The sequence below is a fragment of the Candidatus Methylacidithermus pantelleriae genome (assembly GCF_905250085.1).
Classification (GTDB): domain Bacteria; phylum Verrucomicrobiota; class Verrucomicrobiia; order Methylacidiphilales; family Methylacidiphilaceae; genus Methylacidithermus; species Methylacidithermus pantelleriae.
Genome location: NZ_CAJNOB010000071.1, coordinates 25601 through 43041 on the forward strand (window position 1 = coordinate 25601; position 17441 = coordinate 43041).

11 protein-coding genes and 1 pseudogene are annotated in these 17441 nt (G+C 53.5%); 7 read left to right on the plus strand and 5 right to left on the minus strand.

The window, feature by feature from the left end:
• Positions 1–778: 778 nt before the first annotated feature.
• On the plus strand, positions 779–1990 hold the full coding sequence (locus tag KK925_RS10895; protein ID WP_174582639.1) for an FIST signal transduction protein: 1212 nt from the start codon (positions 779–781) through the stop codon (positions 1988–1990).
• Between the two features lie 129 nt (positions 1991–2119).
• On the opposite strand, the gene KK925_RS10900 is transcribed toward KK925_RS10895, so the two are convergent.
• The 4 genes and pseudogenes from KK925_RS10900 to KK925_RS11525 all read right to left on the minus strand — a co-directional run.
• Positions 2120–3673 (minus strand): AAA family ATPase, encoded by a 1554-nt coding sequence (locus KK925_RS10900; protein ID WP_174582640.1) that lies wholly within the window; start codon positions 3671–3673, stop codon positions 2120–2122.
• A gap of 50 nt (positions 3674–3723) precedes the next feature.
• On the minus strand, positions 3724–4659 hold the full coding sequence (locus KK925_RS10905) for an NAD-dependent epimerase/dehydratase family protein (protein ID WP_174582641.1): 936 nt from the start codon (positions 4657–4659) through the stop codon (positions 3724–3726).
• Between the two features lie 95 nt (positions 4660–4754).
• Positions 4755–5468: an RsmE family RNA methyltransferase gene (locus tag KK925_RS10910; RefSeq protein ID WP_174582642.1), complete on the minus strand. Its 714-nt coding sequence runs from the start codon at positions 5466–5468 to the stop codon at positions 4755–4757.
• Positions 5469–6377: 909 nt separating this feature from the next.
• Positions 6378–6455 (minus strand): annotated as a pseudogene (locus tag KK925_RS11525) (hypothetical protein); the annotation flags it as partial.
• A 209-nt stretch (positions 6456–6664) separates the two neighbouring features.
• On the opposite strand from KK925_RS11525, the gene KK925_RS10920 reads away from it, so the two are divergent.
• The 6 genes from KK925_RS10920 (at position 6665) to KK925_RS10945 (ending at position 14390) form a co-directional block, all read left to right on the plus strand.
• A complete protein-coding gene (locus tag KK925_RS10920; protein ID WP_174582643.1) occupies positions 6665–7732 on the plus strand; it encodes a hypothetical protein in 1068 nt (355 codons plus the stop codon).
• Positions 7701–8393: a deoxyribose-phosphate aldolase gene (gene deoC, locus KK925_RS10925; protein ID WP_174582644.1), complete on the plus strand. Its 693-nt coding sequence runs from the start codon at positions 7701–7703 to the stop codon at positions 8391–8393. Before KK925_RS10920 ends, deoC begins: the two co-directional genes overlap by 32 nt.
• Before the next feature lie 247 nt (positions 8394–8640).
• On the plus strand, positions 8641–9537 hold the full coding sequence (locus KK925_RS10930; RefSeq protein WP_174582645.1) for an ABC transporter permease: 897 nt from the start codon (positions 8641–8643) through the stop codon (positions 9535–9537).
• Positions 9538–9840: 303 nt separating this feature from the next.
• On the plus strand, positions 9841–11331 hold the full coding sequence (locus tag KK925_RS10935; protein WP_214096519.1) for an ABC transporter ATP-binding protein: 1491 nt from the start codon (positions 9841–9843) through the stop codon (positions 11329–11331).
• Between the two features lie 398 nt (positions 11332–11729).
• A complete protein-coding gene (locus KK925_RS10940) occupies positions 11730–13136 on the plus strand; it encodes an MBOAT family O-acyltransferase (RefSeq protein ID WP_214096520.1) in 1407 nt (468 codons plus the stop codon).
• Between the two features lie 9 nt (positions 13137–13145).
• Entirely contained in the window at positions 13146–14390 is a 1245-nt protein-coding gene (locus KK925_RS10945; protein ID WP_174582647.1) for an alginate O-acetyltransferase AlgX-related protein, read from the plus strand.
• Between the two features lie 1883 nt (positions 14391–16273).
• On the opposite strand, the gene KK925_RS10950 is transcribed toward KK925_RS10945, so the two are convergent.
• The gene (locus KK925_RS10950; RefSeq protein ID WP_174582649.1) at positions 16274–16993 is read right to left on the minus strand and encodes a class I SAM-dependent methyltransferase; all 720 of its coding nucleotides are present in this window, start codon (positions 16991–16993) and stop codon (positions 16274–16276) included.
• Positions 16994–17441 lie beyond the last annotated feature (448 nt).

A 17441-nucleotide genomic window follows, 5' to 3' on the forward strand; every position in this document is an offset into this window, starting at 1 on the left:
AGCTCCCCATTTTTCCATGGGAGACGCGTTTTGACGCTGACACCAGAAAAGGTTTTTTTCGGTTCGATGCCTAAGCTGCGGTCGGCTCAAAGAAAGTAAAGTTGCCTTTCGGAAGGGGCGCTCGTATGTGAAGCTCGTCGTCGAATCCGGCGAGAAGCGACCCGCTGCTCTCGGCCCCGTACTGGGTGTGCATGGGCGAAACAGATTCGCTGCGGTGAGTGCGGCCAAGGTCTTCGGCAGCGAGCATCGGGGCGATTGGGGTTGATCGCTCCTGTCCGTGCACAAATGTCTCCAGTCCAACGAGAACCAGAACGCGGTACGGAAGCTCGGGCAGTTCTTAGGCAAGGAGGCCCGGCGTGTGAGCCACCCCCACCATCAAACGAGCAAGGCCATGGTTGCCGCCTGTGCTCTTCGGCAGGGGACGGCCTTGGCCGTTTGTCTAGCCCGAGACAAAAGCAGTTGGTATTTCCGTTCGGACCATTAACCCAGCTTGCACGAGCCAAACGTGCTCGACGTGGGGCTCTGCGGGTCAAAGAATCAAACCGTTTGGTGTATGAAGCCTGTGGTCCCAGGGGGAAGAGCGACGGGAATGCCACTTGAAACCGTTTTCGGACTGGTAAAATCGAGGTTTGGCCAAGCGTTCCTGTAACTGGTTTCATGCCGGGTATGGACATTGTCTGGGCTTACGAGAAAGCCTGCCACTTCCGTCACGGGTTTTTACTCAAGGTGCAAGTGTGCACTCCTGGGGCGTTGTGCTAAGTTATCGAACACAAAAGCCATGACTACCCGGCCAGAAGCGAGCATGCGTGGAGTCGGTTGCCTAAAGACCGGCGTCTTTGAGGAGGGAGAAGTGCGCAAGGTTGCGTGTTCCCTTCGGGAGCAATTAGGGCAACCACCGGATCTTGCGCTCCTTTTTGCTTCACCCGAATATCGTTCCTTTCTTCCGGATCTTTTGGAGCTTGTTACCATCCACGGTCAGGCCTCGGTTTTGGTAGGGTGTACGGGTTCTAGCGTCATTGGAGAAGCAAAAGAGTGGGAGGATCGTCCTGGGTTTTCTCTTGCTTTTTTTTCGCTGCCCGGTTGTCGCCTGACCCCTTTTCCTCTCCTGGAGCCAAGGGGAGAAGGTCTCGCGGACCCTGCCGCAACCCTTTCACAAAGAGGGGTGGATTTGGACCGGTTGCGGGGAGCTCTTGTGTTTTATGATCCCTTTGAGTTTCCGATCGAAAACTGGCTGGTGCTTTGGAATGAAGCTTTGCCCGGCTTTCCGGTTGGTGGGGGGGCTGCGGGAGGAAAGGCGCAAGAGAACGAAGCTTGGGTCTTTTGGGATCGGCAGACCGTGCCCGGAGGGATCGGCTTAGCGTTTGAGGGGCCGCTCTATTTCCATTGTGTCGTATCTCAAGGATGCCGACCGATTGGGGAGGCTTATCCCGTTACTCGAGCCGACCGGAATATTCTCTATACACTTGGACCTGACTCGGCATACCAGGTTCTCCATCGTGCGTTTGAATCTCTTACTGAGGAGGAAAAAGAAAAAGCGCGAGGTAGGATTCTCATCGGGATGGCACTTCCTGAGGCTTTGTCCGGGACCCGGGGCGAAGGGTTTGTCGTCCGGAATGTTTTGGGAGCCGACCCGGTTTCCGGGGCGGTGGCGATTGGCATGATGGCTCAGCCGGGTCAGACCCTCCAATACCAGCTTTGTGAAGCCAGGGCCGCTTCCCATGCCTTAGGGCGCTTGCTCACTAAAGCCTATCGGGATCTGGAGATGCGGCCACCGGTCGGGGCGTTTCTTTTCGCTTGCAACGGTCGTGGCCGGCGGCTTTTTGGGATTCCCGACCACGATGTAGGGATGGTCAGCCGGTTTTTTCCAGACATTCCTATCGTTGGCTTCTTTGCCAATGGAGAACTGGGTCCGGTTGGGCTCTTTAGCTACCTGCACTCGTTTAGCGCCTCGATCGTTTTTCTTGGGCCCGAGCCAGCTCAGGTTCGCTAGTAGCGAAAGTCCTGCAAGAAAGTAACAGCAGGCAGGGCCCGCCTGCCTCTCCGTGTATCAATTAAGGGAGGGATTGGCCATCCGGGGCTTGGGGAAGGTGTAGCGGGAAGAGAATCGTTCCCCTCCTTTTCAGGCAGAGCTCTCATCTGGGGTAGTTCCACCGCAGGCGTCGGCTACCCACCGGTTAAGAACCCCCTGGGGATCCAGCACGGCCTCTTCGCTAATCGTGAAACGGGTTCTGCCTGTGCTTTTCTGGATGAGTTTTAGACCGTATTCGAAATCACGGAATTTTTCCTCACAGAGCCGACGCACCGCTCCAGCTTCTAGAGAAGCTTCCGCAAGGAGACGATCGACTGCCTGCGGACTAAACTCCAGCGAAAGACCGTGTTGTTGGGCAAAGGATGCTGCAAATTCTTCCAGCTCTTGTGCCCGGTTCCGAGCCTGTTCTTGTTGCCAACGGTCCAGAATGCGTGGGAGACCCCCGCGGGGGTCCTCGACGAAATCCTGATCGATGAGAAGTCTTCCTTGGCCAGCTCCGGGTAATTCGAACTTGAGAGGACGCAAGATCCTTTCAAGAATGGTCATGAGCCCACGCGCTCCGGTTTTTTCTCCCGAGGCCTTCCTGGCAATGGCTCGCAAAGCGGCTTCCGTAAACTCTGTCTCGATGCCGTAAGCTCGAAGTGATGCCTCGTACTGCTTCAGGATAGACCCTTCGGAATCCCGAAGGATTCGGAAAAGATCTTCCTCATCCAAGGGAGAGCACGCTACCCGGACCGGCAAACGTCCCACAAACTCGGGTTCCAACCCGTATTCAATAAAGTCTTCCGTTGTTGCTTCTTCCCAGAGGTCTTCCCACCTCGGAGTTTGCGTTGGGGTACGGGGCTGAAAGCCGACTTGAGCCTTGGACAGCCGCCGTGCCACAATTTCGGTGAGTTTCTCAAACGCCCCGCTTACAACAAAAAGGATATAGCGCGTGTTGATGGTTTTCTGGAGAGGTTTCCCTTGCTGCAACTCCAAAAGGGCTTGGATTTGGCCTTGAACATCGTAGGCAGCCCGCAGAGGCACCTCCGTTTCTTCCATCAACTTGAGAAGATTCGCTTGGACCCCTCGGCCGCTTACGTCCCTTCCCAGAACGCCCAATGGGGTAGCCAGCTTGTCCACCTCATCCAGGTAGATGATGCCATATTGTGCCAACTCCACATCTCCGTTGGCTTCCTGCACCAGCTGCCGCACAAGGTCCTCCACGTCCGCTCCAACATACCCGGTTTCTGAGAATTTGGTCGCGTCTGCGTGCACCATGGGAACCCCGATTAACTGCGCAATACACCGGACAAGATAGGTTTTGCCAACCCCGGTCGGCCCGATCAAAAGAACGTTTTGCTTGACATAATTGGGCTGGGGTCGACCCTCTACCGCTGACCGGATGAAGTTATAGTGGTCACAGACGGCTACCGATAGAACCTTCTTTGCTTCCTCTTGCTTGATGACGAAGCGGTCAAGGTAAGCCTTGACTTGCTTAGGGGTAAGGGAGAATTGCAAAACTTTTTCCTTAGCCTTACTGGGTTCCTGCTGTCGTGCGGATTCTGCACCGCGTGCCCATGGGAAAAGAAAAGGCCCGCGAAGGAACTCTTGGAATCGACGCTGGAATTCTTCAGGGTTTAGCGGGGGCGGTGTACCCTCCATGCCCAAAATTGAATCCAAAGCTTCCCAAGATGCAATAGGATCTCCAGGCTTTATACAAGCCAGCCACTCTGGTGATAGTCAGCCAAGCCTTTTTCCAAGGAAAAGGCTGGTTCAAACCCAAGGAATCGCCTCGTTTCGAAAAGATCCGCCTCGGTATGGGTTTGATAAAAAGGATACGGGCACTCAAAAAATTCAACTTCCGCTCTTTCTCCCAAGGTGTGGGCGAGAAAAGTGACCAGTTCCAGAAAGGAGTGGGATCTTCCGGATCCCACATTGAACCGCCAGTGTCCCGGCGACAGCGGAGCATGTGCAGCGGCAACCGTTGCTTGCACTGCGTCGTGGATGTACACGAAATCCCTCCTCTGGTGCCCGTCGACAAAAATCCGCACTCGTTTTTGGTTGCGGATTTGCTGGGCCAGCTGCCAAGCCATACTGGCCGATTTCCTTTTATGCGCCTCTCGGGGACCATATACGTTGAAATAACGCAGACCAACCAGAACGCGGTCGGGATTCTGGCTGCAGAAGGAGTTGGCTAGATTTTCCATGAGAACTTTGGAAAACGCGTACGCGTTGGCGGGTCGCAAGGGATCGCCAACTTTCTGGACCCCGGGACGGATCCCGTACACGCTCGCCGAGGAAGCGTAGATAATCCGTGTAGAAACTTGGGCAAAGTGATCCAGAAGTCTTCTCCACCCTTCCACATTGCAAAGGAGATGCGCTTTAGGATCTAGCACTGTAGTATCGGTAAGAGATGCCAGATGGAAGACAAGCTTCACCTTTTTTGCGGGAATCCATCGACGCCACTGGTCTTCGTGAAGGTCCGCTAGGATCAAATCTCCCCGGTACCCTTCGAGATTTCGAAAGTCAGAGCTTTGAAAATTATCAATCGTGATCAATTGTTCCGCTGGGTAAAGACTCTGCAGGGCCAAGAGAAGATTGGATCCGATAAACCCTCCTCCTCCGGTGACAAGTACGATATCGCTCATAGAATCAAAAGAGCTTCCTTTTCAGGTTAAAGGTCCACCGACATCCCGGGAAAGTTAATCCCTTTATCGAAGTTGTCCCTTTTTGGCGACCGTTTTTAGGCAAAAAGACGCAGGGCCGAAAGGAGACACAAGGCGGCCGTTTCGCTTCGCAAGGTAAGGGGTCCCAAAGAGACGGGAACAAACCCTTTTGCCCGAGCTTGTTCTTCCTCCTCGGGCGTAAAATCGCCTTCCGGTCCAATCATGAGAAAGATGGGTGATGCATGGCAAACCTTCGCCCAGGCTTCCTTCCACGGGATTGCGTCGGATCGAAGACTGGCCAGGAACTTGGAAGCGTTTGGTGGCACTCTAGAGAGAAAACCTTCTATGGAGGCTGGGGCGAAAAGCTCCGGCAGCCACGTTTGTCCACACTGTTTGGCAGCCTCAATCACAACAGTTTGCCATCGGGCCAGTTTTTGAGAGACCTCAGGGTCTCTCCAATGGACGACGCTGTGAACCGTTCGGACAAGATGAATCTCCCTTACTCCCAGTTCGACCGACTTTTCCAGAGCCCATTCCAACGCCCTTGCCTTGATGAGGGCAAGCCCAAGCCCAACCAAGGGGAAGGGTGGTGGACTGGTATGGAGTTCCAAAAGCTCGAAGCGGACAGACTTTCCTTCGGTCCCTAAAAGACGTGCCGTCCATTCTCTTCCCTGTCCATCAAAGACCCGGATGAGGTCTCCAGGGACCTGCCGGTGAACTCTCTGGCAGTGGTGTGACTCTCCTGGAGAAAGAAGACCCGACTCGGGCTGGGGACAAAAGTAGCGGTGCATTGGGATGATGTTTTCTTGGGTAAAGCTAGAAATCCACTTTTTAGCCCGGCGCGCAAGAGAGCTTTATCTCCTTAAGCGGGAGAGACTTGTGGAACTGTGAGCCAAATCACAGCGTCCGGGGGTGGCATTCCCCTCCTTCTCTTGACGGAAGCTAGAGAACCTCTCGGATGGGGTAGGACGATCAAGACCCGGAAATCGAGGCTCAGTGGCCCCCACGAGATCACCGCCTCCATTGTCTGGTCTGGTCCACGCAGTACCGCAGGGCAGTATTTGTCCTGCCCTGGGGCTCGTCGTAGAGCGGGACGAAAACCCCGAGCGAAATCCATGGGCCTTTGCGGTCCCATCGCCGGGAGTAGAGGGGGAAACGCAAAAAACGCCGGCAGACCAGATGCAAGACCTCGCATTGGCAGGGGCGGTCCCTGAGGAGGTGGGAAGACGCCCGCGCCTACAATCGGTAAGTCCACCCGGGAGCGGATCGATCGCGGAAACAGTTTTCTCTTTTCCAGGGAGCGTTTTCCGCATGTTTGTCCAAGGCGGCGTTTTTGGGTCCGCGGTCTAAAGGGCGGGACACAACGAGCTTTTCCCTGAACTTGCGGTGGCTGGGAAAGGACGGGCACTGTCAAAACCGGAAAAGCAAAAGATTGGTTGCCTACCAAGGAGAAAAGTGGCTGCGTGGGGCAATCGATTGTCCTGTCGTTCCGGCGGCAAGGGAATACGGTGCACGAAGGGAAGCTTAGGTCAAAGCTGCGTATCTCCTGCTTAAAGATGCTCTTGCATGTGGTAGGAGGGATGGTGCAAGCGACTCGATCGCTCCCTTGCCTGTAATGAACCCGCGGTTGAAGTCGCAGGCTTTCTTGTAGAGCGCAAGAAATGGCTGACCCTTCCCTATGCGTCCAACATCCGGCGTGTTTACCGCTGCTCTTGGCGAAGACGCCGCCTCGCCAATCCTGGCAAATTCCGACTTGCGTTCAGGTCGCTGTGTGCCCGGAGATCACAGTGAGGACACTCGAAACGATGTCCTGAGCGTCTCCCTGGATGTCTCTAGCATGAAGGGATCTAGCTACCATAGGCTGGGTTGACGCGATTCTGGTTGCTGACAATGTCGATCATGCACCACATTGTATACCACAGGGTGTGCTCCGTGCACACCTAATTCCAGTCGTGATGGAAATCGCGGGTTTCTTTGCGCAGGGTCTATGAAGGTTCTGGTCACCGGGATGATCGCGGGAATGAATGACCGGGCTTACCTCCAACGCGTCGTGGAAATGGGGAGACGCTACGGGAGAGAGATCCGATTGTACAATGCGGTACACGAGTTTACCAAAGGGGGCAAAAAACCTTTGGAAAGACTTTTGGGCACTACGGATTACGTGTTTGAGCTTACTCGCGAGCGGGAGTACGAAAAGATTGGCTACGAGATCCAGAAATCCGGTGCCAAGGATGTTATCGTTCGTGCCCCGGCTACGGTGGAATGGAATCGCATCAATCGGAAGTTTAAAGACCAGCGTGTGATCCGGGATTTTATCGCTCCTGATGTGATTGTCACCTTGATTGAGGCGGAGTCCAATATCAAAAGGGTCTTGGAGTCTTTGGATACGAGCGACCCCTTCCTTCGCGCCCTCAAGGAGCGCCGCCACACGGTCTATGAAATCCTTTCGTGGATGAATGAGGAAGTATCGCTTTCTGAGGACTGGGCAAAGTACATGGGGGTTCGACATGTTGTTCTTTCTGTATCGGAGCCACCTGACTGTCTTTACAAGCTGGTGGCTTACCCAAACCCTTGGGTAGTCTATGCAAGCTACTCCATGACCCACGCAACTCCGGAGATGCGACAGGTTGTCAACGGAGTAATTCGGAAGCTTCGAAGGTATGCCGTGGTCATTGATCCACAAACGGCAGAGATTGAAAAAGAGTTTGAGTCAGAGCTGGAGCGCGAGGTGGTCTACGCGTACACCGTCCATCGGGATCTTCACTGGTACGTGGGGAAAGTCGATGCGGTGGTGGCGATTCATCCCTATCCGGAACGACCGCCGCTCTCGGCGGGTATGATGGATGAGCTTGGACATGCCAGGGATTACATGAAAGCCCGCTACATGATCTTTCCAGGAGGTTTTTCTCCCTTTACCACGGATAGCTACGTGGAAAAAGGACATCTTTTTGAAACGCCGGAAGCCTTCTTTCGCTATCTGGACGAAGTCGAGAAGCGACCGCAATATCCGGAAAGCTTGGAGGATGAATCCCCAGATACTGGCAGCCCGCATTGACCACACACTCCTAAGCCCGACGGCGGGGCAGGCTGAGATTGCGCGGCTATGCGATGAGGCTCTCCAGCATGGCTTTGGTTGCGTTTGTGTGGCGCCTCGATGGGTGAGCCTCGCAAAATCCTTGCTTAAAGGAAGCACAACCAAAATCGCCTCCGTCGTAGCGTTTCCACTGGGCCATACATTGCCCTCGGTCAAAAAATACGAAACACTAGAGCTTGTAGCCCTGGGGGTCGACGAAGTGGATTGTGTCATTGACCTTGCTGCGGCCAAGATGGGCAACTGGAGAGAGCTCACCGAGGACCTAGAGGGCGTCGTCAACGCGGCTGGCGGCCGCTTGGTCAAGGCCATCATCGAGGCGGCCTGCCTCAGCGACGCCGAACTCGATGAGACTTGCCGCTGTGTGATGCGGGCAGGTGCGGCGTTTGTGAAAACCTCTACGGGTTTTGGGTTTCCAGGAGCGACAACGACGCTTGTTCGTCGCATCAAACAAATTGTGGGAGATTCCCTCAGGATCAAGGCGTCGGGTGGGATTCGCACTTTGGAACAGGCGATCGCTCTCCTGGAAGCGGGAGCAGACCGCTTGGGCACTACTGCTTCGGTTGCTATTATGGACCAGTTGCGGTCTGGGACTTCTCCCAGCCGGAAGGGAGATCTCGGTTAAGCACCGGGAGAACGGTTAGCCTGTGAGATAAAGGCCAAAAGGCCTCTTCTCGGCGCCTTTCCCATTGGCTGGAACGTGGCTTTGGGAAAAGTTTTTTGAGACAACTTCGGGTGTAGGGTTTCCATCCTTGCTGAGCCGGAAGGGGAGGAAACGAGGTTTTCCGGCTCCGGGGTTCCGCGAAATTGAAAGATGACCGGAAGATTTTTTCTTGAACCGAACAGCCGTCTGAGGCGAGAAAAAAAGGCTGATGAGTCCTGTGCAACTAGGCCGCCGAGCGCTTGCTCTGGTGTCCCCTACGGGTCAAGGCGACACTTTTTGGTGGCGATTTCTTTTGCCCTGGAACGCTCTGGCTTATTTCTACCGGTATCGTTACCTGATTGCCCAGCTGGCTTGGCGAGAAATTGCCGGCAGGTATAAGGGAACTCACCTGGGTGTTCTCTGGTCCTTGGTTAACCCGCTCCTTCTTCTGGGAGTTTTTCTTCTCGTGTTTGGCTTGATTTTTGAAGGAAAATTCAACCGTGGGATCGGGGAGACCCGGACCGACTACGCTCTGGGGCTATTTTGCGGCCTGAGCATCTTTAATTTCGTCGCGGAGGTTATTTCGCGTAGCCCGACTCTCCTTGTGTCGAACGCTAACTACGTGACCAAAGTCGTCTTCCCCTTGGAAGTACTAGGACTTGCGATGGTTCTTGGCGCTTTTGTCCACCTTTTGCTCAATTTTTCCATTCTTCTCCTCGGATGTTGGGTCTTTCATGGGGCTCTTCCTCCGACTACACCGATCGCGCTTTTCCTTTTCATTCCCCTGGGCCTCTTGGGTCTAGGAATTGCTTGGACTTTGTCGGCCCTCGGGGTCTTTGTTCGGGATGTAACAGCCGTCCTGGAAACCGGAATCCAGGTACTGATGTACGGGAGCGCCATTTTTTACTCGCCAGACCTCATTCCAAGGAAATTGGCATGGGTCGAACTTTTGATCCGGTTCAATCCGATTGCCCAGATCATTAACGAAACTCGGCGGGCCATTGTTTTCGGGTTTCCCTTAAATGAAGAGCGTTGTCTTTACGTTTGGATCGTCGGCGGGGTGGGGGCGTTCATCGGGCTTGCGTTTTTCCTTCGTAGCCGGCACGCCTTTGCTGATGTCCTCTAGCTGGGATGTTGTAGGGAGCAAGGGCAAGCTGCGGCCGGAAGGGGTGTTCGGGGATGACCTCTTCAGTGAACATGAAGGGCCTTGGCAGCGTTTGCGCGTCGGAGGTGGAGGAGCAGCTGGCAACGTACCCTTTGCGAGGGCCCTCAAGAGAAGGGGCAAGGGACAAGTCAAGGAGTTCGTTCCCTGGATGGAGAAAAAACAGCGGGCCAGAAAAGGCCTTCTGGCCGGGGACGTTTGTCAGCCTCCTGGACACAGCCAGGAGCTGGTGGGCTGGACAAAGAGTAAAACAACCCACCCTATGGCGTGGGGAAAACGATCTCTGGGAAGGAAGGGTTTGCGTTGAGGGATCCCGATTCATTGTTAGTTCTTGCGGTTCAAAAGGTTTCCAAGATCTACCGGCTTTGGAACCGACCAAGCGATCGCCTGAAGTATAGCATCGTGCGGCGGGCAGCAGCTTTTACGTCCATGTTTTCGTCCACCGCGCGGCTTGCGGGTCTTTTAGCGCAGACTTGTGACTCGCTCATGCAAGAGTTTTATGCGCTTCGCGAGGTATCTCTGGAAGTTTGGCGAGGGGAAGTGGTGGGGATTGTGGGGCGAAATGGCTCGGGAAAATCGACTCTTTTGCAAATTATTGCAGGGACGCTGCAGCCAACCTCTGGATATGTGAAAACGTATGGCAAGGTTGCAGCGCTTCTCGAGCTTGGATCGGGATTTAATCCCGAATACACCGGTCGAGAAAATGTTTTTATGAACGCTGCCGTCCTCGGACTTTCCCATAAGGAGGTTCAAGGAAAGATGGAGGAGATTCTGTCTTTTGCCGATATTGGCGGCTTCATTGACCAGCCTCTTAAGACCTACTCCAGTGGAATGGTTGTCAGACTGGCTTTCGCGGTTCAGGTCGCCATGAACCCGGAGATTCTCATTGTTGACGAGGCCCTAGCCGTTGGGGATGAGGCTTTCCAGCGGAAATGCTTCGCACGGTTGGAGGAGTTGAAAGAGAAAGGAACGACCATCCTATTTGTGACCCACGATACCGCAAAGGTAGTTTCTCTATGTTCCCGGGCTGTTCTTTTAGATCAGGGAGAGAAACTAGTGGAGGGATCGCCAAAAAATGTTGTAGCCATTTATCATAAGCTGCTCTATGGCAAGGAGACTGACCGCGGAAGGCTCCGGGAAGAATTCGAGCGACTGGAATCTTCATCACCGCCTGAGCCCGCGACTCGACGGGCTCTTTCCGTCACAGGAGTTTCCTTGGGCACCACGGAGTCCATAGAAGAAGGTTTTTTTGATCCGAATTTTGTGAGCCAGTCTGTGGTGGAGTATCCTGCTCAGGAAGTGCGTATTATCGATCCTCACTTGGAAACTCTAACAGGACGGAGAGTGAATCACTTGCGACGCGGCAAGGAGTATGCCTATATCTATAAAGTTTGCTTTGAAAGAGAAGCGTGGAGAGTTCGCTTCGGGAGTCTTTTAAAAACCGTTGATGGCGTGGCGTTAGGCGGCATGGTGAGTCATTGTGAAGAGGACCCGCTGCCATACGTACCCGCAGGCGAGGTGTTGGAGGTTCGATTTCGGTTCCGGTGTCATCTTTTGCCGGGCACCTATTTCCTTAATGCGGGTGTTGTTGCTCGGCACGCCTGTGAGGAGGAATTTTTGCATCGGTTGATTGATGTGGTGATCTTTCGCGTTTTGCCAGAGCCTGCGTTGCGCGTCAATTCGTACGTGGACTTCTTGGAGGAGGTCACCCTCCGGTCCGCATCGGGGAGTCTTCTAAATGGTAAGGAGACGAGCTAGCCGAGTATTGTGCTTGCAAGAAAAGCTTTCGATAGGGGCCAAAAAGGGGAGCGCGTCACCCAAGCAAACATCGCTGGCGGGTACTTTCTGTGTTCCGACCCCTAGCCTTTGAGCGGAAAAAGCTTCTGGGAAAAGAATGGTCCTCATTTTTGGGAAATCGGAGTGTCTTTTTTAGCGAGAAGGGCAGAGAAGCGGCCGGACGATGGTTTGTTACCGATAGGAAAAAAACCCTTTTAAAAGAGGGCGGTAGCGTTTAGCTGTCTTTCAAGAAAGCGATACAGGGAAATCGAGCCTACCCTGCTACATCGTTTGTTACCGCGCGCCCATGAGAAAAGAGCTCTCTCCAAAAACAACGTAGGAAAGTGCTTTTCACCTCGCCCATTTTCCTCACTTTGTTTTTGCCCGTCGTACTGGCTGGATATTTCCTCCTGCCGGCAGTTTTCCGAAATGGGTGGCTTCTTTTTGCTAGTTTCGTTTTTTACTTTTGGGGCGAACCCAGCCGGTGGTGGGTGCTTGTTGTTTCTACCGGTGTCAATTATGCGCTAGGACTTGCGCTATCGCGAGAAGGCAACAACTGCCAAAGAAAGGTCATTTTGTGGGCTGGCATTGCCTGGAATATCGGCCTGCTCGTAAGTTTGAAATATTTGCATTTTCTGATTACCAACTGGAACTCCGTAGCACAGCGGTTGGGATGGGTCCAGTTCGCGGAGGTTTCTTTGCCCCTTTTGCTGGGAATTTCGTTCTTTTCGTTTCATGCGATTTCTTACCTTATGGATGTATTCCGTGGCGAAACGATTCCCCAAAAAAATTTCGCGTGCTTTGGACTCTACATGTTTCTTTTTCCTCAGCTTGTAGCTGGTCCTATTGTGAGATACCGATGGATTGAAGGTCAGCTGAGCGAACGCCGGACTGATTGGGGAGATCTAGGATACGGCGTGGCAAGGTTTGCCGTGGGCCTGGCAAAAAAGGTTCTTCTGGCTGATAAGCTCGGGTGGTATGCGGAGCGGGTGTTTCAGACACCGCATAGCGAGTTGACCCCGTCCTTCGCCTGGTTTGGTTTGCTTTGTTACTCGTTGGAAATTTACTTCGATTTTAGTGGATACAGTGATATGGCTGTCGGGCTCGGTCGGCTCTTTGGTTTCACCCTCCCAGAGAACTTTGCCTACCCGTATGCTTCTGGTTCTATAACCGAGTTTTGGAGGAAGTGGCATATGTCCCTCTCCGCTTGGTTTAGGGATTATGTGTACATTCCTCTCGGAGGGAATCGGAGAGGAAGCGTGCGAACGTATGTGAACTTGTGGATCGTTTTTCTTTTGTGTGGCTTGTGGCATGGAGCGAACTGGACTTTTGTGTTATGGGGTGTCTGGCATGGTTCCTTTTTGGTTATGGAACGAGTGGGGATGCTCCGGTTTGTGGAAGCTTGGCCTTTGTGGCTCAGACGAGCATATGTGGGGGTGGTGGTAGGAGTCGGATGGGTCTATTTTCGTTCGGACGACGTGGGAGGCTGTGTTGACTTTTTGAAGGTACTTTTCGGGCTTGGCCGGAGGGAAGAGAATCTTGTGTTTTTCGTTCATTCGGTTTCCCCATGGACATGGGTTTTGATCGCAATAGCTCTGGTTGGGTGTGGGCCAGTTTTGACAACGCAAGGGCGGAGAGTCTTCGAGGAGATGAGCGTGCGGTGGGGTACATGGGGGGAATTGGGGTTTAGAATGCTTCGGGCCTGCGGAGTTGGAGCGCTTTTATTCGGAAGCGCAGTGGAGATTGTTGGGGGAACCTTTAGTCCGTTCATTTACTTTCGTTTCTAGAGAGGCCGGATGCGGGAATTGAGTCTAAAACTGGAGAACATGTGTTTAGTAGGGATTTTTTTTGTGTTCGTGGGAGCCCCGAGCGTGTGGGTGCTGGTCGTGCCAAAGAGCTGGGAGGTCGGAATCCAGGAAAATCGACGGCTCGAGGTGGCCCCGGGTTGGCAAGAAATGCTGCGTAATCCGAGGGAAGCGATTGTGCGTCTAGAACGATTTTACAGCGATCATGTGGGTGGCCGGAGTTTCCTGGTGCGACTGCACTTATGGGTAACAAGACAGGTTTTTCCTGAGTTGCTAAGCAACCGGGTGATTGTTGGCAAAAATGGGTGGCTGTATTATGCGGGGCGTGGATCGATCGAAGATATGCAAGGTCGGATCCATTTGGAGAAAGTGAGGCTCAGGCAAATGCTAGGTGCTTTGGAAGTAGCTCAGAGCCATTTAGAGAGCCTCGGAAGCCGGTTATACTTGGTGATCGCTCCCGACAAGCACTCGATCTACCCAGAAAATTTGCCGGAATGGATCGGCACGCCCAAAGGAGAGTCGCGTTTGGATCAGGTCTTAGCGGAGGCACGCCAGTATCCCTCATTGCGCCTGCTCGATCTGCGAGGTGTTTTACGGCAGAAAAAGGGGCACAAACTTCTTTATTTTCCTGCGGACAGTCACTGGACGCCCTTGGGGGCTTGGTTTGGTTATCGGGAGATCATTCATGTTTTGCGGTGCGATTTTCCTCTCATCAAGGGCTTGGCGTTGGAAGACCTTGCGATTCAAGAAGATTCTCCCGTCGAGTTGGGGCGTGACCTCACGGTTCTTTTGGGAGTGGGGGACGATTGGCCTACGGGCAAAGCGCCCTATTTACGACCGAAAGCGAGGCTGCAGGCCTCCTGGAAAGTGTACCACGTAGAAAAAGATGGACAGAGCCGACTGGTAGCAACCTGGAGTGCGGGGGACAAAGAATTGTTTCGTCAGAAGAATCTTGCGTTGCTGGATGAGTCTCTCATTTTTTCTTCCGTCCCTGAAGCGAGCTTTCCACACCTTCTCATGTGGCGTGATTCGTTTGGTGTAGCTCTACTCCCTCTTTTAGCCGAAAGCTTTCGGGATGCAGTGTATGTGCATTTGTCCAAGGGAATCGATTGGAAGTGGGCAACAAGGTATCGATCGGAGCTCATTCTCATCGAGACGGTTGAGGGAAACCTTATCCGAACCTTGGAGGAAGTGGAACGGGCCACTGGAAACGAGGGGTGGCTTCCAGGAGGATAGTCCATCGATCAATCGGGCTGGAAAATATGTCGGCTGGCAAAGTAAACCTGCGGAACCCTAGCGCGACCATGCGTCCTCCCAGATGGCTCCGTTTGTTGCGAACTTGAGGGAGTATGGCACCCATGGGGACCAACTGGGATCAATGCGTTGCGTTGCAACCATTGCTTAAAGCACGTTCTTGGGCATGAGGACGAGACGCTACGTAACGGGAAAGATTTGACCTCGACGTGCTTTGTGGCGGCTAGAATTGCCGTGGGCGCTTGAACAGTTCGATGGAGCTTTTAGCCAAATTGCTTCCTTCCCCGTAAAACGAATCGCTTAGCGAGCATAGGCGAAAGCGGCGTGTGCGCTAGGTGTATCGATGGCGGCGACGCTTCGGCGCTGGGAGACTAAGGGTCGTTTGCTGCCTGAACCTGAAGGTAGCGGACACTGTGGGCACGATCTCGCAAGACTCCTGCCGGTACGTTTCCGTGCCGTACAGAAGAAAAGCCGAGAGAGAAATAGCCTATGCACCGATTTTCAGCGACGAGCTTAAGGTAAAAGAACAATCATTTACAATGTCTCAAAACATTGACTCTACAAACTTTTCCATAAGTCCTTGATTTGCTGCTAAAAAGCTAAAAAACCCGGGGAAGCTAGGTTTAACAAGGCTTCCTCCGTGTCGAGCTTACTCTGATCAAGGTGTTATCGAGATCGCGTTGGCGTGCTTGCGCCTAGGCTTTTGCTCGTTTCACTTGTGCTTCGATCTATCTGTCAAACAAAGGCACCGAAACGGTTAGAAGGCCAGCTTGGCTCTGCACGCCGAGGGACACCCCATTCAAGCTGACCGCCATCGACAAATCCGGCCACCCAGTGCACGGGCCACTGTTTTGGATGGCGGCTTCCCTCCAAGCATCGATATCTGGTCCGGTTGTAGCCCAAGCGGGTTGATCAGCCCAAATCAATGAACCTATTGACCGGACGATGCGTAAGCGGTTCCAAGGACCTTTAAAGCATCCGGACTGCGTTGGTCGGAGTCGGCAAAGCTGATTACGCCGCATCGAGTCAAGTCGTCGCTTCGGAAGTGGCAATTACATCTTCCCGCCCGACTGCAAGAAATGCATTCGCCTTGCTGCCAGACCCTCTCGAACAACCGACGTTATTCGGCAGCCGCGCGCCCATTAGCCTCGGGCTGAAGGACGCTCAGGTACGCCTGGACGACCCGGAGGATCGACTGTTGTTCCTGATAAAACATCATCGCGTACTGCGCCTGAGCTCTCGTTTTCGCGGCCCTCAATGCCACGATGCTCGGTGCATCAAGAATGGGCCGTCTAAGTTAAACCCTGTAAAATTCAGCCGTTGTGCCGGTCACAATGCCAAAGGCATTCCCATCGGAGACGTTGAGACTTCCGATTCCGGTCCCGCCATCAGCTTTTGCCTTGCGCCCAGTGCCCACCGGGCCACTGAAACGCCCGCTGTCTTTCCACTGAGGAAGAATAAGGTCCGCTCTTACCGCCTACCGGTACATTCCGAGCACATTCTTGCCATAGCAAAGGCCGTCGGCCAGCAAGCCAAGAAGGACTAGAAGGCCGCAGCTTCACAGGGACGCGGCGAAAAAAGTAAGCCAACTTTCATTGTAAAAGGCTTTGCCTCATAGGCGAAAGGGGCCGCTTTCAGCGGCACCCGTGTTTGGGTGTTGGCTGGACTACGAGACCCTTGAGACCAACCATACCCTGCTGCAATGGATTTCACAACAACCGAAATACGAGGAAGATACCTCGCTAGGAGCACCGGTAACGCGGTGGGGTGTCGCACGCTACCACCAAGGAGGATGGCTTGACGGAATTGCAAAGACGCGCACGAAGACATTTGATCACACAGGCTATGGGCAGGGAAAAAGGAGGCTATGGCTTTTGGGCTACGAAGAGAAGATTCTTTCCAAACGGCGGAGAGAACATTTTTTCGAGATTTTTGGTCAAAGGAACTATCCAGCGGTCGTATAGGCGAACCATCGTTACCGTTGGCTCGGCTCCCGCGAGCACCATTCCGCCGTACCATAAGACGGCTCCAATCCAATCGACGTATTTCGCTTTCGTTGGGACCAAGCCAACGCTTTCGGCTAGTTGAAAAAGTTCCCTCTTACGATATCGACGAACGTGGCCAATTTTTCGGTCAAATCGGCTATAGAGCATGGGTAAGGCTGGAACGAAAAGGCACAAAAATCCTTGGGGTCGCAGAGCTTGGCGGGCAAGCAATAATTCCTTTTCATGATCGGCGATGTGCTCAAGCACGTTGACGTACAAGACTGTGTGGCACTGTTCTGCGAGGTTTGGAAGAGCTTGTTCCAAGGTCAACGGAAGGATCTTGGCTTGAGGAAACGCAGCAAGGTTCTCCTGGAGAGAGGGTAGCAGGTTGCGCGCCGGTTCAAGGGCCCAAAGAGTTTCAATTTTTTCCTGGAGAAGCGCGCGGGAGAAGGTCCCTACTCCTGCTCCAACTTCTGCGACGACTTTTCCCAGATAGCCGCGAAATTCCTCAAGCAACCATTGATAGTATTGGCGGCCTTCCTGAAGAGCGACGAGGGATTCCTTTCCCTCATAATCGGAACAGGACGAGAGCCCAAGCACGACAGGTGTTACTTGGCTGCCTCAGACGTGTTCTGTCAATAGGGGAACCAACCGGAGCCTTTTCTTTAGGAGAATTGGGAAAACGTTAGCCGCTTGGGGAGGAAGCCTAGTCAAAGGATGCAGGTTTCGTTCAATACAAAAGTTCCGATCTTCGTGCTAGGCTACGACGGTGCTTGGTGAAAGCCCCTGGGGCACGCTTTTCGGGCCAAGGCGGGCTGCTTCCGTTCAAGGGCACTGGATTCTAGATGCTCGTGATTGGTCTTCTTGCGCGCGGATCCAGACTTGACTTTTCTCCAAGACCGCAGATCTCCCCAATCCTTGTTTCCATGAACGCTTAAGAATCAATCGGGTTTCCTCGGCCCGAAGGCATTGAAAAACTGCCCAAAAAAGGCTTTTTGTCCTTTTTTCCAGCCGCGGTCTTCCTTGCGTGAAGGTCCTTTTGGGTGCA